This window comes from Streptomyces sp. TLI_053, from assembly GCF_900105395.1.
Classification (GTDB): Bacteria; Actinomycetota; Actinomycetes; order Streptomycetales; family Streptomycetaceae; genus Kitasatospora.
Genome location: NZ_LT629775.1, coordinates 989,434 through 1,011,447, shown reverse-complemented (window position 1 = coordinate 1,011,447; position 22,014 = coordinate 989,434). Strand labels below are relative to the sequence as shown.

Genomic DNA, 22,014 nt, shown 5'->3' with positions numbered 1-22,014 from the left:
CTGGACGGGCAGCGGTCCGGGCCGGGGCCGCGCGCACGGCGCGGCCCCGGCTCCGCCGCGCGGGTCGGTGGGTGGCGGGCGGACGGCCCGGGAGGGGCTCCGGCACGTGGGCCGGTCGGGTGGCGGGCGGACAGCCTGCGAGGGGCTGCGCCGCGCGGGCCGGTCAGGTGGCGGGCGGACGGCCCGGGACGGTTCCGGTGCGCGGACGGCCCGCGACGGTTCCGGTGTGCGGCCGGATCACGCGGCCGGCGAACGGCCCTCGGTCTCGGCGGTCGCCCCGGCCCCGGCGGCGGTGGCGTCGCGCAGCGCCCGGAGGGCGGGATGGCGGGACGCGAAGGTGTCGACCAGGTCCCGCAGGCAGCGCCGGACGATCGGGGCGTGCGCGGCCGTGGCCGGGTGCGACTCGACCGCGAGGAGGGCGTTGGCCGTGTAACGCTGCGCCACCTCCGCCGCCCGGGTGATCGCCCCCGAGGCGCGGACGGCCTCGACCACGGCCCGGCACCCCTCGGCGGACAGCGGCTGCGCGCTCAGTAGCGGCACCAGCACGTCCGGGGAGTCCTGGACGGCATAGATCACCGGCAGCGTGTAGACACCGTTCAGGATGTCCTTCGCCGGTTCCTTTCCGGTTTCCGTGCTGCAGATGTCGAGAATGTCGTCCCAGATCTGGAAAGCCATTCCCAGATCGTGCCCGAAGCTTTCCAGGGCCGATTGCGCGCCCTTGTCGGACTTTCCGCCCAGAACTCCCATGGAGGCGGCCGTCCGCAACAGGCGGGCGGTTTTCCCGGACGCGGCGGCGTAGTACTCCGGCTCGGTCCGCCGCGGGTCGTGCAGCCGACTGGACTCCAGCATCTGGCCGACGCACATGTCGGCCAGGGTCTGGGCCATCGCCAGCAGGTGGGGGCGCCCCAGTGCCGCGGCGCCCTGCATGCAGCGGGCGAGCAGATAGTCCCCGGTCAGCAGGGCGGTCGCGGTGCCGTACTTGGCGTTGACGCTCGGCCTTCCTCGCCTGACCTGCGCGTTGTCTATCACGTCGTCGTGATGGAGGGTCGCGATGTGCAGGGTCTCGACGACCGCGGCGCCTTCGATGACCCGCCGGTGCGTGCGCCGGCCGGGTTCTTCGGCGAGCAGGTACGAGGACAGCAGGACGAGTGTGGGCCGCAGCAGGCGCCCGGAGTGCTCCACCGCGTAGGCGATGGGCTCCTCGATCCGGGAATGCGGCTGGGCCACCAAGGACTGGAGTGCCTCCCGGACCCGTACGAGGTCCTTCCGGAGCCATTCCTGAACGAGTGCGGATTCTTCGCCGGGTGCGGACGCGCGCCCAGCCGGAATCGATGTCGTCATCGTGAATTCCTTCCCCCGTGACCTCGCTCCGGAGGTCTCGAACAGGCTAAGCAGCCTTTCGCCGGTCGCACCAGGGGGCGTGGATTAATCCGCGGCGGAGGGGGGCGGGGATGCGGAAATTCCGGCTCCGCTCTCACGCAGCGCGTTCCGCGGGCGGGATGTTCGGGCAGGTAGCACCCGCCCGGCGGTCACTCTCCGTGGTGGTTCCGCGGGATTTCGAGTGACGTGGATCACATTGACAGTCCCCCGAGTCGGTCCCGTCGGGGCCAAGGATCTTCAACCCGGGCATGGACGTTCCGGAACTCGTTGCCTAGAGTGAGGGCCGTCGGCTCCGGCGGCCGCCCAGGCGTGCCGCCCTCCCGGAGCCCGTGCCGGCCTCCGCCCGTCGGTGCGACCGTTCGCCCGGCACTCCGCCGCTCGCGCGAACACCGCCCCCGCACCGCGTCGTTCGCACCGCGTCGTCCGTACTACGTCGTCCGTACTACGTCGTCCGTACCGCGTCGTCCGCACCGCGCTCCTCGCACCGTCTCCTCCGCACGTCCGGCTCCGTGCTGCCGCTGCCGCGCGGCATCCGCCGCGACGCCGCGAGCCGCTCGGCCGTGTCCTCCAACAGTCCCGCCCAGTAAGGGAGTCCGTCCCATGACCGGCACCGCTGTCGTCCCGCCGGCCCCCGGCGCCATGCCCGTCGTCGGCCACCTGGCGGCGTTCCTGCGCGCGCCGCTGGCGTTCCTGCGCGGGCTGCCCCCGCACGGCCCGCTGGTGGAGATCCGCTTCCTCGGCAAGCCCCTGGTCGTCGTCTGCGACCCCGAGCTGACCCGTGCCGTACTGGTGCGCGACCGGGTCTTCGACAAGGGCGGGCCCATGTTCGAGCGGCTGCGCGAGGCGGGCGGTCAGGGACTCGCCTCCTGCCCGGCCGCCGAGCACCGACGCCAACGCCGCCTGATGCAACCGGCGTTCCACCAGTCCCGGTTCCCCGGCTACGCACGCATCATGACGGAGCGCCTGGACCTCGCGCTCCGCCGCTGGCGGCACGGCCAGACCCTCGACCTGGCCGTCGAGTCCCGCACCATCACCGCCGACGTGGTGCTCTCCGCGGTGTTCGGGACCAGCCTGGACCCGGGCCTGCACGGCCGCCTGGCCGCCGACTTCGACACCCTGCTGGCCGGCTTCACCCGGCACACCCTCCTGCCCAAGAGGCTGCGCACCGTCCCCACACCGGGCAACGTCCGCTACGACCGGGCCACCCGGCGGGTGCGCAGCTCCATGGCCGACCTCACCGCCGACCTCCGCCGACGGGTCGCCGCGGCGGCGGACGGGGACGGGGCGGCGGCGGACGGCGGAGCGGCCGAGGACAACCTGCTCTCGATGCTCATCGCCTCCCGCGACCCCGGCAGCGACCTGCCCGCGCTGAGCGACGAGGAACTGGTCGACCAGGCCGTGACCATGTACTCCGCCGGCACCGAGACCACCGCCGGCGCCGTGAACTGGGCGTTGTTCCTGGCCACCACCCACCCGGCCGTCCTGACCAGGCTCACCGCCGAGGTCGACGCGGTGCTGGGCGGGCGCACCGCCGGCTGGGACGACCTGCCCCGCCTCACCTACACCCGGCAGGTGCTCACCGAGGCGCTGCGGATGTACCCGCCGGGGTGGTTCCTCACCCGGCAGACCGAGGAGGACACCGAACTCGGCCCGTACGCGATCGCGCGCGGCACGGTGATCGCCTACAGCCCCTACCTGATCAGCCACCTGCCCGACCTCTATCCCGACCCCGAGCGCTTCGACCCCGACCGGTGGGACGCGCACGGCGGCCGGCCGCAGGTACCCGTCACCGTGTTCGGCGGCGGTGCCCGCAAGTGCATCGGTGACGAGTTCTCCCTGGTCGAGGGCGTCCTGATGCTGTCCTCGCTGCTCAGCCACTGGCGGATCGACCTGCACCGCCACACCCTGACCGCGCCGCGGCTGCCCCAGCTCACCCTCAACCCGGGTCCGATGCCCGCCACCCTCACGGCCCGGCGGTACGCGCGGGTCCCGGCCCGGGGGTGAGGGGGTGGGCGTCCGCGCGAACGCCGACCGCCGGGGCCGCGTCCGGTGGGAGCGGCCCCGGCGGTCGCCGGTGGTGGGGGAGCCGTTACGGGCAGAGCTGGTGGGTGGTGGGCGTGCACTCGGGGTCGGGGTCGACCGGGCCGGTGCCGCCCGGCCGGTAGTTGGACCACCAGACCGGCGTGCTGCCGTAGTAGACGACGATGTTCCCGCCGTTCTGGACGGCGAGGTAGGCGCCGGGGTAGTTCATGGTGCGGCTGTTCCAGACCGCGCGCCAGGCGGCGTCGTAGGCGACGAGATTGCCGTCGTACTGCATCTGGAAGTAGGTGCCGATGCCGTGGGTGCCGACCGCGGTCCAGACGGCGACGTTGTTCTTGTACAGCACCACGTGGCCGTCGTACTGCTGGTACAGCACCGTGCTGCCGTCGGGGGAGGACCAGTTCTGGCCCCGGTTGAGGACGCTGCCGCCCTGGACGACGGTCTGGTTCGCGTCCGAGGCCGGTGCGGCGGCGGTGGCCGGTGCCGCGGCGGCGGGTGCGCCGGCCGCGGGGGCACCGTCGGCGGCCTGGGCGGCGGTTCCGCCCAGCAGTCCGGCCGCCATCAGGACGGCCCCCAGTGCGACACCGGTGCGGGGAACGAGGGAAGGCGCGATCCTCATGTCGGTCACTCTCCTCAAGTCACTTCTGCAGGTGGCTTGTTGCCGCGACGAGTCTCACCGTGCCCGTACCGTCCGGGCAAAGCCCTTCGAGGGAGCTCGAAACCGGGCACGCCCGCCCGGGGCGCCCCGCCCGGGCACGCCTCACCCCCGGAGCCCGCGGAGCTGCTTCCGGAACAGCAGGACTCCCAGGGCCAGCCAGGCGGCGGCCAGCAGCCAGCCCGCCAGCACGTCCAGCGGCCAGTGCACGCCGAGGTAGACCCGGGTGCAGCCGATCAGCACGGCGAAGACGGTGGCGGCCGTCACGGCGGGACGGGCCGCGCCCGGGCGGGTCAGGGCCACCGCCAGGGCGACCAGGCCCGCCGAGAGGGCGCCCGTGAAGGCGTGCCCGGACGGGAAGGCGAAGTCGTGCGCCGTGAAGGCCCAGTCGGCGGCCGGCGGGCGGGGCCGGCCGAAGCCGTGCATCAGACCCCGGCGCAGCAGCTGCCCGGCCGCCAGCCAGGCCACCGGGGCGAGCAGCACGGCGACGGCGGCCGGCCGGGACCGGTGCGGGAGGGCCGCCCGCGCGAGGAGGAGCCCGGCCGCGAGGGCGAACAGGTAGGAGAAGACCCCGGTGCCCAGCTCGGTGAGGAGTTCGGCGGTGCGCTCGGCCGGGTCCGGCCGGTGGGCCACCACCCAGTCCAGCACGGCGCGCTCGAACCCGAACGGCGCCCAGCCGTGGGCGCCGACCAGCGCGGCGACGGCGGCGAACGCCGCGACACAGACGGCGAGGACGGCGGCGGCCGCCGCCGAGGGGCGGACGGTCATGCGGTCAGCCACCTCCGCAGTCCGCCCGCACGGGCCCGGTCGACCAGGGGCGCGGCCCGGCCGGACAGCAGGCCGAGCAGATGGCCGGCGGCCGCGCCCACCAGCGCCCCGAGGAGGACGTCGTGCGGGTAGTGGACACCGACCAGCACCCGGGTCAGGCCCATCGCGACGGCCAGCAGCAGTCCGAGCGAGCCGAGCCGGCGGTCGACCTGCCACAGGGCGGCGGCGCCGGCGAAGACGATCACGGTGTGGTTGCTGGGCAGCGACCAGTCGCCGGCACCGGGGCAGGCCTCCAGGGTCGGCCCGGCGTCCAGCACCCGGCAGGGCCGGGGTTCGCGCAGCACCGACTTGAGCAGGGTGTCCGCGGCGAACGCGAGCGTGACCACCAGAGGCACGGCCAGCGCGCGGGCCATCAGGGCGCCGTCGGCGGTGCGCGCCCGCCACCAGCCGAGCAGCATCAGGACGGCGAGCAGCAGCAGCCCGACGGTGGACCAGAGGGCCACGAGGTCCCGGAGCGGTGCCGGGAGGTGCTCGGCCCATCGGTCGATCCGCAGGTACAGGCCGTCGTCGACCGGCCGGCCGTCGAAGGCGAGCGGGACCGTGGGGCGGTTCACCCGTTCCTCCCCCGGCGGCGGGACCGCAGCACCTCCAGCACCAGCGGCAGCAGTGAGACCGCCACCACGACCGCGACGATCGGCAGCAGGTAGTGGTCGACGTTCGGGATCGACGATCCCAGCGCGTAGCCCGCCATGACCAGGCCGACCGTCCACACCAGGCCGCCCACGACCTGCCACACGGTGAACGTGCGGACGTCCACGCCGAGCGCGCCGGCCAGCGGGTTGAGCACGGTGCGCACCACGGGCACGAAGCGGGCGAGCACGACCGCCTTGCGGTGGCCGTAGCGGGTGAGGATCTCCTCGGCCCGCACCGCGCCCTCGTGCAGGTGCTTGTTGCGGGAGCGCGTGAGCAGTGCGCGCCCGCCGCGGCGGCCCAGCAGATAGCCGACCTGCGCGCCGGCGAGGGCGCCGACCACCGCGGCCGCCAGCACCTGGCCGAGGTCGAGGTGCGGGCCGCTGCGCTCGCCGGTGGTGCACAGCAGGCCGGCGGTGAACAGCAGTGAGTCACCGGGCAGGAAGAAGCCGACCAGCAGGCCGGTCTCCGCGAACATGATCACGGCGATGCCCAGCGCGCCGAACGCGGCCAGCAGCGAGCCCGCGTCCAGCGGATTGACGGCCAGTGCGGCCGTCGGGGGTAGCACCATGGAAGCGCCCTTTCCGAGAAGGGGACCCGGCCGAGCCCGCAGGCGGGGCCCGGTGCCCACTGACACGGTCAGCATGACCGAACGGCGCTGAAGGTCGGCTGAAGACCTGAAGACGTCTTCAGCTGCCCGGCGCGGCGACCTGCGACCCTGGGGGCATGCGCGTACTGGTGGTGGAGGACGAACAGCGGCTCGCCCTGGCGGTCAAGCACGGTCTGGAGGCCGAGGGGTTCGCCGTCGACATCGTCCACGACGGCCTGTCCGGGCTGGCGCGCGCCACCGAGCACGCCTACGACGTGATCGTTCTCGACATCATGCTGCCCGGTCTCAACGGTTACCGGGTTTGCTCCCGCCTGCGGGCCGCCGGCAGTGACGTGGGCATCCTGATGCTCACCGCCAAGGACGGCGAGTGGGACGAGGCCGAGGCCCTGGACACCGGGGCCGACGACTACCTCTCCAAGCCGTTCTCCTTCCTCGTCCTGGTCGCCCGCCTCAAGGCGCTGGCCCGCCGCATCGGTTCCCGAGCCCCCCAGCGCACCGTGCTGGGCGACCTGGTGGTGGACTCCGCCGCCCGCACCTGCCTCCGGGCCGGGACCCCGGTCGCTCTCACCCCGCGCGAGTTCGCCGTCCTGGACCACCTCGCGCGCCGGGCGGGCGAGGTGGTCTCCAAGCGGGAGATCCTCGACGAGGTCTGGGACAGCGGTCCCGACAGCGGGGCCAACACCGTCGAGGTCCACATCAGCGCCCTCCGGCGCAAGATCGACACCCCGTTCGGCCGGACCGCGGTGCAGACCGTGCGCGGCGCCGGCTACCGACTGGCGGCCGACGGTGGCTGACCCCGCCCGCCGAGGGGTGCTCGCGGCCCTCCGCCGCCGGGCCGACCGGCTGCTGCGCTCGCCCCGGGTCACCGCCGCGACGGAACGGCTGGCACCCCGGTCGGTCCGCACCCGCACCACGATCGCCGCGTGCGCGGCCGTCGCCGTCGTCCTGCTGGCCGCCTCCGCCGCGGTGGTGCTGCTGATGCGGGTCAACCTGCACCGCACCGTCGAGACCGCCGCCCGCGAGCAGGCCCGGACGGTGGCCGCCTCCGCCGCCCAGGGACCCCTGCCGCACGTGCTCCCGCTCGGCCCCGGCACCGACTTCGTCCAGGTCACCGACGCGTCCGGAGCCGTGGTCGCCGCCAGCCAGAACCTCGCCGGCCACCCCGCCCTCACCGGCACCGAGGACGGCCACGACAGCTTCGACCTCGGCATGCTCGGCGACGAGCACCACCAGCGGGTCACCACTCTCACCACCGGCACCCCGAACGGCCCGGTCACCGTCCGGGTCGGCGCCTCCCTGCACACCGCCGACACCGCCGAGGACCTCACCACCGCCGCACTCGGCGGACTCAGCGCCGTCCTGGTGGCCACCGTCGGCGTGGTGACCTGGCGGGCGACCGGCCGCGCGCTGCGCCCCGTCGAGGCCATCCGCGCCGAGGTCGCCACGATCGGCGACCGCGACCTCGCCCGCCGGGTGCCCGAACCCGGCAGCGAGGACGAGATCGCCCGCCTCGCCCGCACCATGAACGCCATGCTCGACCGGCTGGAGGCGGCCGGCGTCCGCCAGCGGCGCTTCATCGCCGACGCCTCCCACGAACTGCGCAGCCCGCTCGCCGTGCTGCGCACCCAACTGGAGGTCGCGCACACCCACCCCGACCCCGGTGTCCGCGCGGACATGGTGGCCGGCGCGCTCCAGGACACCGACCGGCTCCAGTCGCTCGCCGCCGACCTGCTGCTGCTCGCCCGCCTCGACTCCACCGGGCACAACGGCCCGGCCGAGGAACTCGACCTCGCCGAACTGGTGCGCACCTGTCTGGACGGCCGGGCCCCCGGGCGGACGGAGGTCGTGGCGGAACTGGCCGACGGCATCACGGTGACCGGGAACCCGATGTGGCTGGGGCGGCTGCTGACCAACCTCCTCGACAACGCGGAGCGCCACGCCCGCCGCCGGGTGACGGTACGGCTCGCCCTCGACCCGGAGACCGGCCGGGCGGTCCTCGACGTCGCCGACGACGGCCCCGGCGTCCCGCCCGCGGAGCGCGCGAAGGTGTTCGAACGCTTCACCAGGCTCGACGACGCCCGCAGCCGCGACGACGGCGGGACCGGCCTCGGCCTGTCGATCGCCCGCGACATCGCCGCCCTGCACGGCGGCACCCTCGGCATCGAGGACACCCCGGCCGGCTGCGCCTTCCGGACCCGCCTCCCGGCCCTGCCCCGTACCGAGGCGCGGGGACGCTGAGGCGCGGGGACGCTGAGGCGCTGAGGCGCTGAAGTACCGGGCGGCGCCGAGCCGCTGACGCACGGCGGTACCGGCGCGCGGGGCACGCCCCGGGAGCGCCCTCCGCGCTCCCCGACGCCACCGGGCACGCCGCCGGGGGAGCGGAATTATTACAGGAAGGGACACGATCGGCTGCCGCCGGGTTACAGTGAAACGGTCGCCCCGGCGTGTTCAAGGCAATCCGTCAGGAACAGTTCTCTTCACGGGGGCGAGTCGCCGCCGCCGGATCGAGCCGGCGCATTTCGATCGGTCGAGCACCCCCTGCCACTCCGTTCCGCCGCATTGTCGGCCACCTGTCGGCAGGCGCGGGGAGCGTGCGGGCGGGGCAGAGGAAGCGAGCGTACCGGCGTCGGAGCACCAGGGGAGGGTGGCGCATGCCTTCGGCGTCCTCGTTCTTCACGCAGGCGGCCGATTCCGGGAGTTCGGAGTCGGCAGGGGTGGATTCCGGCACCGGTCCGCACAAGGAGTTCGACCGGCAGCCGACCCGGTTCCGGCTTCCGGCACGGCGTTCGGTCACCTGCCCCGATCCGGGGCGGAACGCCCGCGGCGACATCACGACCACGGATTACGACGAGCAGGGAAATGCCCGCAGCCGGACCGGCGCGGACCGGCGCGGACCGCTGCGGACCCGAGCGGCCCGGGCGGCCGGCGCGGACCGGAGCCGGACGTCCCGGCGGCACACCCCGTCACACGGAGCAGCGGAGGAGACCGCAGATGACCCAATGGGCAGGAGTGTCCAAGCTCTCGCTGATGCTGGAGACCGGAGGTCCGGGCGCCGAGATCTACGCGAACGGCCGGAACCAGGTCGCGGTGACCATCAGCGTCAAGCCGACCGACGAGAACGGAGCCACCTACTACGGGGACATCTCCTGGCCGGACCGGGTGAACCTGGTCGACTACGTCAGCGGCGAGAAGCTCAACTGGCAGGGCCGCGACGGCTGGTGCTTCACCGACCGGGAGGACCGGTACTTCCACCACGTCCCCGGCGGGAGCAGCCGGGACGCCGCGGAGGCCGAACCGGCGGAGGCCGGGCCCACGGGGGCCGAGCCTGCGGAGCCCGAACTCGCGGAGCCCGAACTCGCGGAGGACGGAACGCAGAGGTTCACCTTCTACGTCAGCTGCTGGCCGGGCGCGGACCGCAAGTCCGTCTCGGCCTGGGTCGAGACGGACACCGGGAAGGTGTACACGACCACGGCCGGATCGGGCTCCTTCGAGGGCAAGGTCACGCTCGACCCGCTGGTGGCCCTGACCCACCGGCGGTCGGACGTCGACTGGGTGTACTCCAGGACGGCGACCAGGTACGAGAACGACACCAAGTACGTCACCACCGAGGCCTGGAACTACTACCTGTCGCTGGCCGCCACGGACAACTACTTCGTCACCTTCTCGGTGTCGGGCTACTGGAGCGACCCCGGCTACGAGGGCTTCTTCGCCTGCGACATCAAGCCCGACAGCCACCACAAGAACCTCTACGGCTCCTACGTCTGGTACCAGGAGCCGCACGCCGGCTCCTACGCGGGGGACGGCGGCTACGGCGGACTGATCGTCAACTTCCCCGACGGCAACAAGTGGTGGGACTACGCGCGGATCTACGACCGGGAGTACCCCGAGCAGTACCTGTGCTTCACCTGGGTGCACGCCACCACCGGAGGGGACGGCTGGCACATTCCCAACGGGCCGGTCCACACCTGGCGGGTGTACTTCAGCCCGGTGATCACCGCGTGGGACCGGTACGGGAACACCGGGAAGTTCAGCATCGACGGATCGGGGGTGGACAGCGGGATCGACCTCGCCGACTACTCGTAGCTCCGGGCGGGTCGCCGGGAGCGGCCGGGCAACGGCCGGGCAGGGGAAGGGTGCTGCCCGGGCCGTGGCCGGGTGGCGGCACGGGGCGGTGGCCGGCCCGCCGGAGGTCCGGCGGGCCGGCCACCGGGTCAGAGCGGGTCCACCCGCGCCGGGCCGCGGGCGGCGAGGCCGAACGGGCGCAGCCGCTCCCAGCCCCGCGACTCGTACCAGGACCGGTCGAAGCCGTTGACCGGGGGGACGTGCAGGTCGCCGCTCTGGAGGCCCTGCGCGAGGGTGCGCCACAGCTCGTCGACCAGGGAGCAGTGGCGCACCGCCTCGGCCAGCTCGGTGGTGGTGAACGGCGGTCCCTCCATCCGGACCAGCCGGATGTCGTAGCAGCCGCGGTAGCCGTGGCCGAAGACGGTGAACGGCGGGTGCCAGACCTGGGCGCCGGGCGCGCGGATCGTGTACCGCACGCGGGAGGCGACATGGCCGCCGTGGTGGTGTTCGGCGTGCTCGGCGATGTCGGGCACCTGCGGCGGGAAGAAGTAGTGCCGTTTCTCCGGGATCTCCGCCCGGTCGTACTCGCCCGGGGCGAAGTGCCAGCGGTTGTACATCATCCGCTGGGCGGACCGCCACAGGATCGCCGCGGTCTCGTCGCCGACCTCGGCCATCCTGGTCGGGTGCGGAAGGCAGCAGCAGAAGAAGTCTCCCTTCTTCAGCGCCAGGACGCCGTCCGGGCTGCCGGCCCGGACGCCGCGCAGTCCGGACAGGTCGCGCACCGAACTGCTCATGCCGTAGTCGGCGTCGGTGGCCACGATCGAGGACAGCACGACGGCGGCCAGCAGCTCGCCGACCGCGCCCTGGCCGGGGGGTGCCGGACCGGGATCGGCCTCGGCGGTCGCGTCGAGTGCGACGGCGGCCAGGGTCATCGCCCGCAGGTCCGCCCGGACGTCGCCGGTGGTCTCCACCCCGAGGTTCAGCCGGCCGTGCCGGGCGACCAGCTCCGGCATCGTCTCCGGGTCGCGGGGCAGCGGGAAGTCGAGCAGCCGCTCGTTCTTCACGAAGGTCAGCCCGTTGATCCGGCGGTAGCGCATCAGCTCCGAGCGGTCGACGTCGTGCATCAGGTCGCGCACCAGCTGGGCCAGTTCGGGCAGCGGGAGGCCGGCCGCCCCGCCCGGCCCGCGGTCCAGCGCGGCGCAGTACTGGGCGTGCCGGTCGAGCAGGAACTCCCGCAGACCGGTGGCGGAGAGCTGGAGGCCGTTGAACTCCTCGAAGCGCACCGAACGGCCGCTGACGAACAGGCAGTGGGCGAGGACCACGAACAGCCGGTCGGCCGGCCGCCAGTCGTCGACCGGTGACGTCCGGAGGCCGGTCAGCAGGCCCTGCCGGGTAAGGGTGTTGGTGCCCGCGTCGGACTTCGAGAAGACGTCCCGGCCGATCAGGATGTAGACGCTCTCGACCCGTTCGACCCAGTCGGCCAGTCTGGCGAGCCGGTCGTCCAGCTCGCCGTTCTTCTCCCAGGTGCGCAGGATGGTGTCCGCCTCGTGCCGGTCGGCGGCCTCCCGAGCCTCGATCACCCGGGTCTCCTCGGCCACCGCGTCGAGCACCTCGGCCGGGACCCGCAGGCGGCCGACGGGCTCGGCCTCGGGGCCGGGCGGTTCGCCGGGTGCCCAGAGCGACAGACCGGCCAGCGGCGAGCGGGTGAGCGTGACCGGGGCCGGGCCTGCCGGTCCGTTCGGGTCCGGGTCCGGGGTCGAGCTCGGTTCCGCGGCGAGGAACTCCACGTCGCCGCGGCCGAGGACGTGCTGCACCAGCAGCGATTCCCAGGTGGTCAGCCGGGAGCAGGCGAGCCGCAGGGATATCCGCCCGTTTCTGGTGAGTTCCGCGAGCAGCAGTGCGGTGGCATCGTGCCCGGCACCGTAGCCGGTGGCCGTGGCCGTGGCGGTGGCGGTCGCCCCGTCGGCGGTGCGGGGGATCACGACCGGGCTCCCGGTGCGCGCCGGACGGCGGGGGCGCCGGTGGACGGGGCCTCGGTGGATGCGCCGGCCCCGCCGGCCTCGGCAGGGCCGCCGAGGCCGCGCGGGCGGACGAGGATCGTGCAGATGACTCCAATTGTCGCCATGGTCCTGACTTTCCATCGGAAGTGACAGGTCGAAGGGTGCGAGAGGTCGAAGGGTGCGAGAGCTCGGGAGGGGCGGGGGAAGGGGGCGTGGTGTACCCCTCCGGCCGGCCTCACCGGCCGGCCGGAGGGGGTGGTGCGGACCGCTACTGGGCGGCCGAGGACTCGGCGGCCCGGACGGACGCCCCGGCCGCAGCGTCGGCCGCCGCGTCGGTGGCCGGCCCGGGCCCGGCCGGGAGCACCGGCAGCCGGGCGCAGAGGGCCAGCGAGAGCAGGGCGCACCCGAGGGCCACCCCGGTCTGCGTGCCCAGGCCGAGACCGGCCACCAGCCCGCCGACCATGGCCCCGGCCGGATAGCCGGCCATGTTGAGACTGGCGGAGACGGCGAGGGTCGCGGTGGCCCCGGTCCCGGGCAGCAGCCGCTGCCGGAGGCTGAGCAGCCCGACGTCCATGGGCCCCACGGCCACCCCGAGCAGCACGAACATCGCGGCCAGCCAGAACACGGCGGAGTGCAGGAACAGTCCCGCCAGGCCGAGCGCCGTCAGGGCGGCACCGGCGATCAGGAACCGCCGCTCCGCGCCGTCGGCGATCCGGTGCCCGGCGGCCAACGAGGACGCGATCCCCAGCGCCCCCGCGATCGACCAACTGGTGCCGGTCCAGGAGGGGGCGGCCCCGAACCCGGCCGAGACCAGCTGGGGCAGTGAGACGACGAGGACGCCGACCGCGACCTGGTAGAGGAAGTACACGCCGGTCAGCCCGCGCAGCACCGGGTGGACCAGGATCCCGCGCACCGCCTCCACGGCGCTGCGCAGGCCGACCTCGCCGCCGGCCTCCGGGGTGGTGCGTCCCGAGGCGGCCGCGACCAGCGCCGCCGCCAGGTAGGCCGCGCCGACCACCGCCACGCTGTGCCGGCCGCCGAGGACCGTGACCGCGATCCCGGCCAGGGCGGGCCCGGCCATCGCGGCCAGGCCCGAGACCATCGAATCGAGACCGTTGGCCGCCCCGCGCAGCTGCGCGGGCAGCGAGAGCGCGACGTAGCTGCGGAACGCGACGTTGCCGAAGGCGCTGGTCAGCGAGGACAGCAGGGCCAGCCCCCACAGGGTCCAGATGCCGCCGGCGCCGGCCGACGCGCCGAAGGCGATCCCGAGCGTGGCGGCCGCCTTGATCAGGTAGTCGGCCGCCATCCACGCGGTGACGTTGCGGCCCTGGAGGAAGCCGCCGCTCAGCGGGCTGAGCAGCAGGCCGGGCAGGGTCGCCAGCAGCACGGCCAGGCCGGCCGCCGCGGGGCGGTGCAGGTCCTGCACCACGAAGATCACCACGGTGACGTCGAACATCACCTGGGCGAACCGGCCGACCGCCGTCGACAGGGCCAGCTGGGCACAGATCCGGTCCGCCAGGACCTTGCGGTAGCTCACGCCGGTGCCGCCTCCTCCACCGTCCGGGCCAGCAGCCGGGCCACCGCCTCCGGATCGTCCAGCCAGGGCACGTGCCCCGCCCCGGGGACCGTCCGGGCCCTGCCGTCCGGCAGCGCCGCGGCCAGCTCCCGTGCCGACGGGGCGCCGGCCCACGGGTCCTGCTCGCCGTTGACGACCAGTACCGGGGCGCCGACCCGTGCGGCCGTCGCCGTGAGATCGTCCTCGGGAACGCGTCCGGAGAGCACGGCGCGCACGGCGTGGAGGTCCCAGCTGCGGGCGCAGGCGGCCAGGAAGCCGCGCTGGGCCGGTCCGAGGGCGGGGAAGGTGAGGGCCAGGTCGGCGAGCAGGAGTTCGCGCAGCTCGTCGTCGTCGGCCGGTGCCCGGTCGGGCGCGGTCGCCCGGGCCAGCCGGGCGGTCTCCCGCAGCGGGCCGTCGAGCGCGTCGAGGCGCTCGTCCAGCAGCTCGGGATGGTCGGTGCGGTCGTGCAGCTGGGCGGCGACCAGCACGACCGCGCGGAACCGACCGGGGCTCCGGGCCGCGGCACGCAGGGCCGGGCGGGCACCGGCGGAGTGGGCGAGGAGCAGAACCGGCCCCTCGGTACCGGCCGTGTCGAGCAGCCGGACCAGCCGGTCGGTCTGGACGGCGAACGGGTCGCCGCCCGGCCCGCAGTCGCCCGCCCCGACCAGGCGCCGGCAGCCCGGCGGCAGCGGGAGCCCGGCGAGGGTCTCGCCGCCGAGGCCGGGCCCGCCGGGCGCGAGCACGACGGTGGGCGGGCTCATGCGCTCCTCCCGGTCCGGTCGTCGTCCGCGGGGACGGCGGTGACGGCGGGCCCGGTCGCACCGCTCGCACCTATGGGTCCGCTCGCACCTGTGGGTCCGGTTGCGCCTGTGGGTCCGGTGAAGTCGGTGAGGTCGCCGAGTTCCGCGACCAGCCGTTCCGCCGCCGGGTCCAGGCCCCGGATCCACAGTGCCTGCCGATGGGCGACGCAGCCGCGCAGGTTCTTCGCCTCGTCCGCCGCCGGTCCGTACTCCACCGCGTGGTAGCCGTGGGCGGCGGCGTGCTCGACCAGGTGGTAGTAGGCGAGTTCGAAGTAGACGGGCAGCCCGGAGATCTGCTCGTAGTCGAAGCCCGGGAACAGCGCGTACACCCGCCCGGCGTAGGTGCTGGACACCACGCAGCCGAGGATCCGCCCGTCCCGCTCGGCCAGGTGGGCCTCGGCCCGGCCGTCCTCGATCCCGGTCAGCGCCGCGACCCAGTCGGCGTAGCGGTCGAGGTCGACCCGGCCGCCGTGCCGGGTCACGTTCTCCTCGGCCAGCTCCACCAGCGGCCGGGCCAGTTCCCGGGTGAGCGGCACCGTCCGGCAGGTGATGCCCGCCTCCCGGACCCGGCGCCGCTCGCTGCGCACCGAGACCCGGCGCTTGCTGGTCATCCGGTCCAGGTAGTCGTCGAAGCCGGTCCACGGCCCCTCCAGTGCCCACCGCGGCGTCAGCGGGAAGCGCCGGTAGCCGCGCTCGCGGAGGAGGCCGACCAGCACCCTCTCCCGCTCGTCCACGCTCGGCCAGCAGACCGAGGCGGCGCCCTCCGAACGCCCCCACTCCTCCAAGGAGTCGACCACGGCGGCGAGTTCGGCCGGACCGGCGCCGCCGGGCCGGTGCGCGACCCGGCTGTCGTACCAGCCGCCGGCCAGCAGGGTCGGGAACAGCGGCTCCCCGCGCGGCTCGGGGATCTCCAGCAGGACGTCGGGGCGGCACAGGTCCTCGGTGCAGTCGCGGCCGAAGAGCCAGCCGGCCGTTCCCGCCACCGCCGTGCCGTCGCGGTCGACCAGGGCGGCCCGGGCGTCGCGCAGGCCGCCGCCGTAGGTGCCGGGACCGACCTCCATCCAGCCGGGCAGCAGGAAGAGGTCCCGCTCGCCCAGCAGTGTCACCCAGGACCGGGAGGGAACCTCCTCGATCCTCAACAGACTTGCCCGCACAGTGTGTTCGGGTTGCAGTGCGGTCATGTCGCCTCCTCCGGGCCGCGATGGCCGGCCGGGGCGCCGTCCACCTGGCCGGCCCGCAGCGGGAGTTCCTGCGGTACGCCGGCGGCGGCGGCCAGCGCCGGTGCCATCCGCCGCTCCCACTCCCCGGCCAGCTCGGCCGGCGGAGCTCCGGAGGAGGACCGCACCGACCCCGGGCAACTCGCGGCACCACAGCGGCAGTCGAACTCCCACGGCTCGTCGTAGCGGAAGGTTCGGTAGTCCCCGGTCACCTCCTCGCCGGCCCGGATGTCCCGGACGGCGAGGCCCGCCGCGAGGCCGTGGTCCAGGACCGTGGCCTCGCAGGAGTGGTTGAGCAGGTGCGCGCCCCGGCAGGGCAGCAGCAGGCTCCGGTCGGCCAGCCGGTAGCCGAACTCGTCCAGCCAGTCGACGACCCGGGGTGAGAGGGTGAGCTGTTCGCCGGCGTCCCAGGTCCGGCACTGCGGGCACGGTCCCCACAGCACCGTGCCCAGCGGGATGTCGCGCAGCGCGACGAGACCGGTCCCCGCGACCGCGCTGAAGCCGGGGTGGAGAGCGGAGTGCAGCATCAGCCGATCCCCAGGATCTGCTCCAGCTGCCGCTCGACCTCGGCGACCGACCCGTCCTCCCGGCCCACCACCAGATAGCGCCACTTGCCGTCCACGGCACGGGTGTCCGCCGTCAGCACGGCCCGGGCGTCCGCCGCGGGGTCGGCGAGTCCGGCCGCCGCGAGCTTGGCGGCGGCGCTCGCGAAGTCCAGCCCGTCCGGGCCGATCCTGACGTCCGCCCGCCAGTGCACCGGGGAGTCCCCGGGCCGCAGCCGGCGCGCCAGCTCCTCCAGGTAAGTGCCGCCGGTGCGGCGGACGTTGGCCTCGGTGACGACGTAACCCCCGTCGTACACACCGCAGTCGACGTCGTAGATGCCCCGGTAGCCCTGCCCGTGCAGCCAGCCGCCGATGGCCTCGGCCGCACCGCGCAGCTGCTCGTGGTACGGGCCCTCGGCGGCCGGGGTCACCATGCCGGTCCAGGCGTTGTTCACCGTGCGCTGGTCGCAGCTGTAGAAGTCGGTGGGGCCCCGGTCGTCGATCTCCAGTTCCATGCTCGGCGTCGCCGTGAACGGCAGGAACTCCTCGTACACCCAGCCGCAGTCGCGCGCGGGCTGCCCGGCCACGGCGTCCAGGACCTGCCGCTCGACCGACGCCGGCCCGTTCGCCCGGATCACGGTGTTGCCGAAGCCGTTGGAGCCACGGTTGGTCTTGATGATCGCGCCCGGCCGGTCGGCCAGGAACTCCACCAGGGCGGCGGCCAGTTCGGCCGGGGTCTCGGCGAATCCGCCGTCCGCGACCGGCAGCCCCAGACCGGCGGCGGTCCGGCGGAAGCCGTCCTTGGTGTTGATCAGCCGCAGCGCCTCGAGGGTGCTGTCCTCCGGTAGCCGGGTGTACGGCAGCACCCGCACCCCGGTGCGGCGGCCGAACTCCAGCACCGGACCGTCCAGCACGAACGGCTTCAACTCCGGCCGCTCGGCGATCCGTCCGGTGGCGCCCAGGTCGGCGGCGACCTCCAGCGCGTGCACCCCGCGGACCTCCGGCGGGGCGACGATGTCGACCCGGTCCACGTCCAGGCCGACCATCTCGGCCACGTAGTCGCGGAAGGCCGGGGTGCACGGCGCCAGCATCACCACGCAGTCGCCCGGCCGGGCCTGCCAGAGCTTGCGCGGGGTCGCGGCGGCCATCGCCCGCCGGTAGGCGTCCGTCGGCTGCTCGGCCATGATCTCGCTGACGATGTTGGCCAGAATCGTACGACTCGGTTGCTCGCTCACTCAGTTCGCCTTCCGCTTCGCTGTGAACAGGGCGTGTCCCGCGTACATCCAGACCACGTCGACCTCGACGAAACCGGCCTCGCGCAGCCAGTCCAGGTGCTCGGCCACCGAGGACGGCTTGTCGACCGGGTCCGGGCCGGGCAGCCGGTAGTGGTTCCACTCGGTCCGCTCGAACGCGACGGCCGCCTCGTCGCCGCCGAACTGCTCCTCGGACGCGCGGCGCACCGCCTCCTCCCAGTGGTCGCCCGCGAGCGTGCGGGCGGTGGCACCGGCGGGCTCCACCAGGTCGGCCATGACGAAGACGCCGCCCGGCGCGAGCATCGCGTGGATGTCCCGGTAGAGCAGCCGCTTGCCCTCGCCGTCGAGGTGGTGGACCGCCAGCGAGGTCATCACACCGCCGTAGCCGACGCCGGTGCGCCACAGCCGGTCCTCGATGTCCGCCTCGACGCTGTCGTGCCGGTCGGCGAACGGCTCCAGCCGCTTCGCGGTCAGGGCCAGCATCTCGGGGGAGCGGTCCAGCACGGTGACCCTGGCCTCCGGGTCGCGGCGCAGGTACTCCTCGGACAGCCGCCCCTCGCCGCAGCACAGGTCGAGGACGTGCGGGACGGGGATGCCGGCCAGCAGGTCGCACACGGCGGCGGTCTGCTCCGCCCGGCGCGGGACGAAGGCGTCCCCGTACTTGCTGAACACCTCGGTGTCCGAGAGCTGCCAGGTGTCCGCGGGGGACGTGTCGGTCATGATGCCTCCATCGGTTCGAGAATCCGCTGTGCGCACAGCCATTGGGCGAGCCGCCCGCACTCCCGCGGCACATCGTGCGGCGTGGGACGGTTCGTGAGCGCCGCTTCCAGCCAGTCGCGGGGGACCGGGCCGTCGGCGAAGTCCGCGGCGTGGCCCAGCGCGGCGACGGTCAGCCGCCCGGGACCGGCCGGTGACCACAGCACCGGTGCCGTCGACTCGCGGCGGACGGAGCGCGGCTCGGTGCCGGTCCGGTCCGGCGGGGCCGGCCGCATGCCGAGCGCGGTCAGCCGCGCGAGCAGGGCGGCGTCGTCCCCGGTGGACCGGACGTGCTCCCGGTAGTCGGCCAGCCAGTCGGCCGGGACCTCGCCGTGCAACCGGTCGCCCCACAGCGGGAGGAGCTTCGCCTCGACGTCCAGGGTCCGGGTGTACGAGGCGATGTTCAGCGCGACGGACGGCTCGTGGGTCTCGCCCACGTGCCAGATGCCGCTGCGCCAGAAGAAGCCGCCGCCGGTGGTGGCGGTGAGGACGTGGCCGTGCTCCACCACCGAGCGGCGGTCGAGGTCCGGCAGGTACTCCTCCGGGAGTTCGGACTCGGGTTCGACGTCCTCGCGCACCGTCGTCCCGGCCGGCACCCAGTCCGTGCCCCGCCAGAAGTGCATGCTCTTGCGGCCCGCCAGGACGAGGTGGAGGTTGGTGCAGCCCTCCCGGTGGATGCCGCCCGGGGTGTTGCGGTAGGCGCCGTGGAACACCTCGACCTCGACGTGGCCGGGCGGCAGTCCGAGCCGCCAGAGGTGGGGTGCCAGCAGCTCGACGACGGCGCGGAACAGCGTCCGGTCCTGCTCCTGCACGGCGCGGGCGTAGACGAAGCGGTCGTCGTCGGGGTCGAAGGTGTGCCGTCGGCCCAGCCAGGCGGCCGGTCCGGCGGCGTCCGCGCCGGTGGTCGGCCAGGCGTCGTGGTCCACCACCGGTTCGCCGTTGACGTGCAGCTTCACCTGGTCGGCGCGCAGGCCGGCCGCCTCGGCGGCGAAGGTGCGGGTGAGCGCGGACCAGGCCAGGCCGGCGGTCAGCTCGGGCGCGGACCAGGAGAGTGCTGAGGTGACGCCCCCGGGGTCGGCGAAGGAGACGGAGCCGGGGCCGCGTGCGGGTGTGGACCGGGACGCGAGGTCCTCAGTCATCGGTCGGGTCCTCCTCCGTGGCTGTGGTCGTGGCTGTGCTTGTCGCTGTCGCTGTCGTTGCCGCAGCCGCTGTCGGTGCCGTGGTGGTCGGCGCTTCCGCGACGCGCGGCGGGTAGGGGTGGCGCTCGCCCCACGGGTCGGTGACGACGTGCGTGCCGTCGGTCCCGTCCTCGCCGGGCTCCAGGTACGAGGGGCCGATCGGCACCTTCCCGTGGCCGCCGGGGATGTCCAGGACGTAGGTGGGCTGGCAGGTGCCGGAGACCCGTCCGCGCAGCCGCCGGACCAGCTCCTGGCCCTCGGCGATGCTGGTGCGGAAGTGGCTGGTGCCCTGGGCGAGGTCGCCGTGGTGCAGGTAGTAGGGCTTCACCCGGTTGGCCACCAGGGTCCGGAACAGTCCCTCCAGCGCCTCCGGGGTGTCGTTCACCCCGCGCAGCAGCACGGTCTGGCTGAGCAGCGGGACACCGCCCCGGTTCAGCCGCCGCAGCGCGCCGCGCGCCGCCGTGCCGATCTCCTGGCTGTGATTGGTGTGGACCACCACCCAGACCGGGGTCTCGGTCGAAAGGGCGTCCACCAGCTCGTCGGTGACCCGGTCGGGGTCGACCACCGGCACCCGGGTGTGGAAGCGGATCACCTTCACGTGCTCGATCGCGTCCAGGGCCGCCATGATCGGGCGGAGCTTGGTGGGCGCGATGATCAGCGGGTCGCCGCCGGTGAAGATGACCTCCCACACCTCCTCGTGGGCCCGGATGTAGTCGAGGGCGGCCTCCAGTTCGGCCTGGCCGAGCATCCCCTCGCCGGGGCCGACCACCTCGCGGCGGAAGCAGAAGCGGCAGTAGACCGGGCACAGGTGCATCGGCTTGAGCAGCAGCCGGTCCGGGTAGCGGTGGGTGATCCCCTTGACCGGGGTGAAGGGGTCGTCGCCGATCGGGTCGGCGCGCTCCTCCGCGGTGATCAGCAGTTCGGCCCCGGTGGGGACGAACTGTCTGGCGACCGGATCGTCGACGTGCGTGATCCGCTCCTGGATCACCCCGGTGATGCTCACGGCGTACCGCTTCGCGACATCGCGGAGCTCCGGCAGGCTCTCCTCGTCGACGAGGCCGTTCTCCAACAGGGACTCGGTGGTCCTGATTGTGCGGGGACGATTACGCATGGCTCCGCCTGTCCTGTGCGGTTTCATGGATTCAATGCCAGCGCCCGTAACAATGACCGGCTGTTCTCAATGACGTGTTCTTCTGGACGCACATTTCCCGTTCGTGCGGGTGCGCTTCTACTGTCCGGTATTTCAGCGCGCGGTCCGGACGAGCAACCGCCCGGGGTGGAGTCGTTCGTCCGGGTCCTCGGGCTGTCTCGTCACCGTGGTGGCGAGCGCGAGATCGCGGTCGGGCTCGTACGCCATGACCACGCCCCAGCTGCCGCAGTGGCCCCACCACCGCCCCGGCCCCAGCGGGATCCGGTAGATCCCCATGCCGCGCCCCTCCGCGCCGCGCGCCGCGACGGGCGCCAGCATGGTCGCGAGCGTGGTGGGCCGCTCGAAGACCCGGCCGCGGAACAGCGCCCGGACGAACGCGGTGAGGTCGGACATCGTCGAGACCAGTCCGCCGCCGCCCCAGAGGTCGCAGGACGGATCGACGGCGAGCAGGTCGGTGCCGGACACGTACTGGTGCGCGCGGTCCGCACCGGCCCCGGGGGTGGGCTCCAGCGACTCCAGGTGGACGGAGTCCAGGCCCAGTTCCCGGAGCGGCAGCAGCTCGCGGTAGGCGGCGGCGAGCGGCCGCCCGGTGACACGTTCGAGCACCTCGCCGAGGATCACGTAGCCGGTGTCGGAGTAGTGGAACTCCTCGCCCGGGTGGGAGAGTCGGCGCCCGTGCTCGACCGCCCAGCGCACCTGCTCCAGACGGCTCCACCGGTGGCCGGGGTCGGCGAAGGCCTCCGCGTCGTAGGCGGGATCGCCTCCCCAGTCGTACAGGCCGGCCGTGTGCTGGAGCAACTGGCGCACGGTCATCAGGGCCGGTCGGTAGCCGCCCTCGGCGAGTGCTCCGAGGACCGCCTCGGAGGCCAGCGCCGAGACCGGTTCCTCGAGCCGCAGTTCGCCCCGCTCCGTCAGCCGCAGCACCGCGGCCGCGGTGAAGGTCTTGGTGACCGAGGCCACCCTGACCGCCGCCGTCGGCCGCAGTTCGCGACCGGTGGCGGCGTCCGCGACGCCGCTCGCCCCGGCCCAGTGCCAGTCCTCGCCGCGCAGGGCGGCCAGGACGCCGGGCTGGCGGGGGGTCGCGGCGTGGCCGGCGCGGAGTGCCTCCGCGAGGCCGCGGGGCGCCGCCGGCCGGGTCGGCCCGCGGGCCGCACGGTCGGAACGACTACTTCCGTTTGATCGCACACTCCTCACCCCCATGCCCGATGTGAAAGACCCACCCCCGTGGACGTGCTCGCCGGTACGGCAATAACGATCAAGGGCATCCGGAGTTCGACGCTCTGTGTCCGGATCACCCAGCGGCAATACTCGCATCCCGACTCTGCCATGACAACAGTGCCTGGGGGCCCCATTTCACG

20 protein-coding genes are annotated in these 22,014 nt (G+C 74.0%); 4 read left to right on the top strand and 16 right to left on the bottom strand.

What is annotated here, in order from left to right; all coding sequences use genetic code 11:
• Positions 1-237 precede the first annotated feature (237 nt).
• Entirely contained in the window at positions 238-1,227 is a 990-nt protein-coding gene (locus tag BLU95_RS03730; RefSeq protein ID WP_159424756.1) for a polyprenyl synthetase family protein, read from the bottom strand.
• A 753-nt stretch (positions 1,228-1,980) separates the two neighbouring features.
• Between BLU95_RS03730 and BLU95_RS03725 the strand changes: the two genes are divergently transcribed.
• Positions 1,981-3,384: a cytochrome P450 gene (locus tag BLU95_RS03725; RefSeq protein ID WP_093858676.1), complete on the top strand. Its 1,404-nt coding sequence runs from the start codon at positions 1,981-1,983 to the stop codon at positions 3,382-3,384.
• An 85-nt stretch (positions 3,385-3,469) separates the two neighbouring features.
• On the opposite strand, the gene BLU95_RS03720 is transcribed toward BLU95_RS03725, so the two are convergent.
• The 4 genes from BLU95_RS03720 to BLU95_RS03705 all read right to left on the bottom strand — a co-directional run bounded on the left by BLU95_RS03720 (position 3,470) and on the right by BLU95_RS03705 (position 6,104).
• Entirely contained in the window at positions 3,470-4,039 is a 570-nt protein-coding gene (locus BLU95_RS03720; protein WP_093858675.1) for a hypothetical protein, read from the bottom strand.
• Between the two features lie 141 nt (positions 4,040-4,180).
• Positions 4,181-4,843 (bottom strand): phosphatase PAP2 family protein, encoded by a 663-nt coding sequence (locus BLU95_RS03715; RefSeq protein ID WP_093858674.1) that lies wholly within the window; start codon positions 4,841-4,843, stop codon positions 4,181-4,183.
• Entirely contained in the window at positions 4,840-5,457 is a 618-nt protein-coding gene (locus BLU95_RS03710) for a phosphatase PAP2 family protein (RefSeq protein WP_093858673.1), read from the bottom strand. Before BLU95_RS03710 ends, BLU95_RS03715 begins: the two co-directional genes overlap by 4 nt.
• On the bottom strand, positions 5,454-6,104 hold the full coding sequence (locus BLU95_RS03705) for a DedA family protein (RefSeq protein WP_093858672.1): 651 nt from the start codon (positions 6,102-6,104) through the stop codon (positions 5,454-5,456). Before BLU95_RS03705 ends, BLU95_RS03710 begins: the two co-directional genes overlap by 4 nt.
• Before the next feature lie 155 nt (positions 6,105-6,259).
• On the opposite strand from BLU95_RS03705, the gene BLU95_RS03700 reads away from it, so the two are divergent.
• From BLU95_RS03700 to BLU95_RS03690, 3 genes are all read left to right on the top strand, one after another.
• On the top strand, positions 6,260-6,937 hold the full coding sequence (locus BLU95_RS03700) for a response regulator transcription factor (protein WP_093858671.1): 678 nt from the start codon (positions 6,260-6,262) through the stop codon (positions 6,935-6,937).
• A complete protein-coding gene (locus BLU95_RS03695; RefSeq protein ID WP_231978259.1) occupies positions 6,930-8,381 on the top strand; it encodes a sensor histidine kinase in 1,452 nt (483 codons plus the stop codon). Before BLU95_RS03700 ends, BLU95_RS03695 begins: the two co-directional genes overlap by 8 nt.
• A gap of 753 nt (positions 8,382-9,134) precedes the next feature.
• Complete coding sequence (locus tag BLU95_RS03690; RefSeq protein WP_159424755.1) at positions 9,135-10,226, top strand: hypothetical protein; 1,092 nt, start codon at positions 9,135-9,137, stop codon at positions 10,224-10,226.
• Between the two features lie 128 nt (positions 10,227-10,354).
• On the opposite strand, the gene BLU95_RS03685 is transcribed toward BLU95_RS03690, so the two are convergent.
• The 11 genes from BLU95_RS03685 to BLU95_RS03640 all read right to left on the bottom strand — a co-directional run bounded on the left by BLU95_RS03685 (position 10,355) and on the right by BLU95_RS03640 (position 21,841).
• Complete coding sequence (locus BLU95_RS03685; RefSeq protein ID WP_093858669.1) at positions 10,355-12,187, bottom strand: hypothetical protein; 1,833 nt, start codon at positions 12,185-12,187, stop codon at positions 10,355-10,357.
• Entirely contained in the window at positions 12,184-12,330 is a 147-nt protein-coding gene (locus tag BLU95_RS42085) for a hypothetical protein (RefSeq protein WP_159424754.1), read from the bottom strand. Before BLU95_RS42085 ends, BLU95_RS03685 begins: the two co-directional genes overlap by 4 nt.
• 143 nt (positions 12,331-12,473) lie before the next feature.
• On the bottom strand, positions 12,474-13,742 hold the full coding sequence (locus BLU95_RS03680; RefSeq protein ID WP_093858668.1) for an MFS transporter: 1,269 nt from the start codon (positions 13,740-13,742) through the stop codon (positions 12,474-12,476).
• Positions 13,739-14,521: an alpha/beta fold hydrolase gene (locus tag BLU95_RS03675; protein ID WP_093858667.1), complete on the bottom strand. Its 783-nt coding sequence runs from the start codon at positions 14,519-14,521 to the stop codon at positions 13,739-13,741. Before BLU95_RS03675 ends, BLU95_RS03680 begins: the two co-directional genes overlap by 4 nt.
• Positions 14,518-15,741 (bottom strand): GNAT family N-acetyltransferase, encoded by a 1,224-nt coding sequence (locus BLU95_RS03670; RefSeq protein WP_093858666.1) that lies wholly within the window; start codon positions 15,739-15,741, stop codon positions 14,518-14,520. Before BLU95_RS03670 ends, BLU95_RS03675 begins: the two co-directional genes overlap by 4 nt.
• On the bottom strand, positions 15,738-16,304 hold the full coding sequence (locus BLU95_RS03665) for an SET domain-containing protein-lysine N-methyltransferase (protein ID WP_093858665.1): 567 nt from the start codon (positions 16,302-16,304) through the stop codon (positions 15,738-15,740). Before BLU95_RS03665 ends, BLU95_RS03670 begins: the two co-directional genes overlap by 4 nt.
• On the bottom strand, positions 16,304-17,554 hold the full coding sequence (locus BLU95_RS03660) for a preATP grasp domain-containing protein (protein WP_093858664.1): 1,251 nt from the start codon (positions 17,552-17,554) through the stop codon (positions 16,304-16,306). Before BLU95_RS03660 ends, BLU95_RS03665 begins: the two co-directional genes overlap by 1 nt.
• A complete protein-coding gene (locus BLU95_RS03655) occupies positions 17,555-18,292 on the bottom strand; it encodes a class I SAM-dependent methyltransferase (protein ID WP_093858663.1) in 738 nt (245 codons plus the stop codon).
• Entirely contained in the window at positions 18,289-19,467 is a 1,179-nt protein-coding gene (locus BLU95_RS03650; protein WP_093858662.1) for a hypothetical protein, read from the bottom strand. The genes BLU95_RS03655 and BLU95_RS03650 overlap by 4 nt, the downstream gene beginning before the upstream one ends.
• Positions 19,460-20,617, bottom strand: a complete 1,158-nt coding sequence (locus BLU95_RS03645) for a lysine-2,3-aminomutase-like protein (RefSeq protein ID WP_093858661.1) — start codon at positions 20,615-20,617, stop codon at positions 19,460-19,462. Before BLU95_RS03645 ends, BLU95_RS03650 begins: the two co-directional genes overlap by 8 nt.
• A gap of 132 nt (positions 20,618-20,749) precedes the next feature.
• On the bottom strand, positions 20,750-21,841 hold the full coding sequence (locus tag BLU95_RS03640) for a serine hydrolase domain-containing protein (protein ID WP_159424753.1): 1,092 nt from the start codon (positions 21,839-21,841) through the stop codon (positions 20,750-20,752).
• Positions 21,842-22,014 lie beyond the last annotated feature (173 nt).

Bases quoted from the DNA above. Each gene is read 5' to 3' on its own strand.
- BLU95_RS03670 (WP_093858666.1), bottom strand. From the start codon at position 15,741: ATGACCGCACTGCAACCCGAACACACTGTGCGGGCAAGTCTGTTGAGG.
- BLU95_RS03655 (WP_093858663.1), bottom strand. From the start codon at position 18,292: ATGACCGACACGTCCCCCGCGGACACCTGGCAGCTCTCGGACACCGAG.
- BLU95_RS03705 (WP_093858672.1), bottom strand. From the start codon at position 6,104: ATGGTGCTACCCCCGACGGCCGCACTGGCCGTCAATCCGCTGGACGCG.
- BLU95_RS03720 (WP_093858675.1), bottom strand. From the start codon at position 4,039: ATGAGGATCGCGCCTTCCCTCGTTCCCCGCACCGGTGTCGCACTGGGG.
- BLU95_RS03645 (WP_093858661.1), bottom strand. From the start codon at position 20,617: ATGCGTAATCGTCCCCGCACAATCAGGACCACCGAGTCCCTGTTGGAG.
- BLU95_RS03690 (WP_159424755.1), top strand. From the start codon at position 9,135: ATGACCCAATGGGCAGGAGTGTCCAAGCTCTCGCTGATGCTGGAGACC.
- BLU95_RS42085 (WP_159424754.1), bottom strand. From the start codon at position 12,330: ATGGCGACAATTGGAGTCATCTGCACGATCCTCGTCCGCCCGCGCGGC.
- BLU95_RS03715 (WP_093858674.1), bottom strand. From the start codon at position 4,843: ATGACCGTCCGCCCCTCGGCGGCGGCCGCCGCCGTCCTCGCCGTCTGT.
- BLU95_RS03675 (WP_093858667.1), bottom strand. From the start codon at position 14,521: ATGAGCCCGCCCACCGTCGTGCTCGCGCCCGGCGGGCCCGGCCTCGGC.
- BLU95_RS03650 (WP_093858662.1), bottom strand. From the start codon at position 19,467: ATGACTGAGGACCTCGCGTCCCGGTCCACACCCGCACGCGGCCCCGGC.
- BLU95_RS03665 (WP_093858665.1), bottom strand. From the start codon at position 16,304: ATGCTGCACTCCGCTCTCCACCCCGGCTTCAGCGCGGTCGCGGGGACC.
- BLU95_RS03725 (WP_093858676.1), top strand. From the start codon at position 1,981: ATGACCGGCACCGCTGTCGTCCCGCCGGCCCCCGGCGCCATGCCCGTC.
- BLU95_RS03700 (WP_093858671.1), top strand. From the start codon at position 6,260: ATGCGCGTACTGGTGGTGGAGGACGAACAGCGGCTCGCCCTGGCGGTC.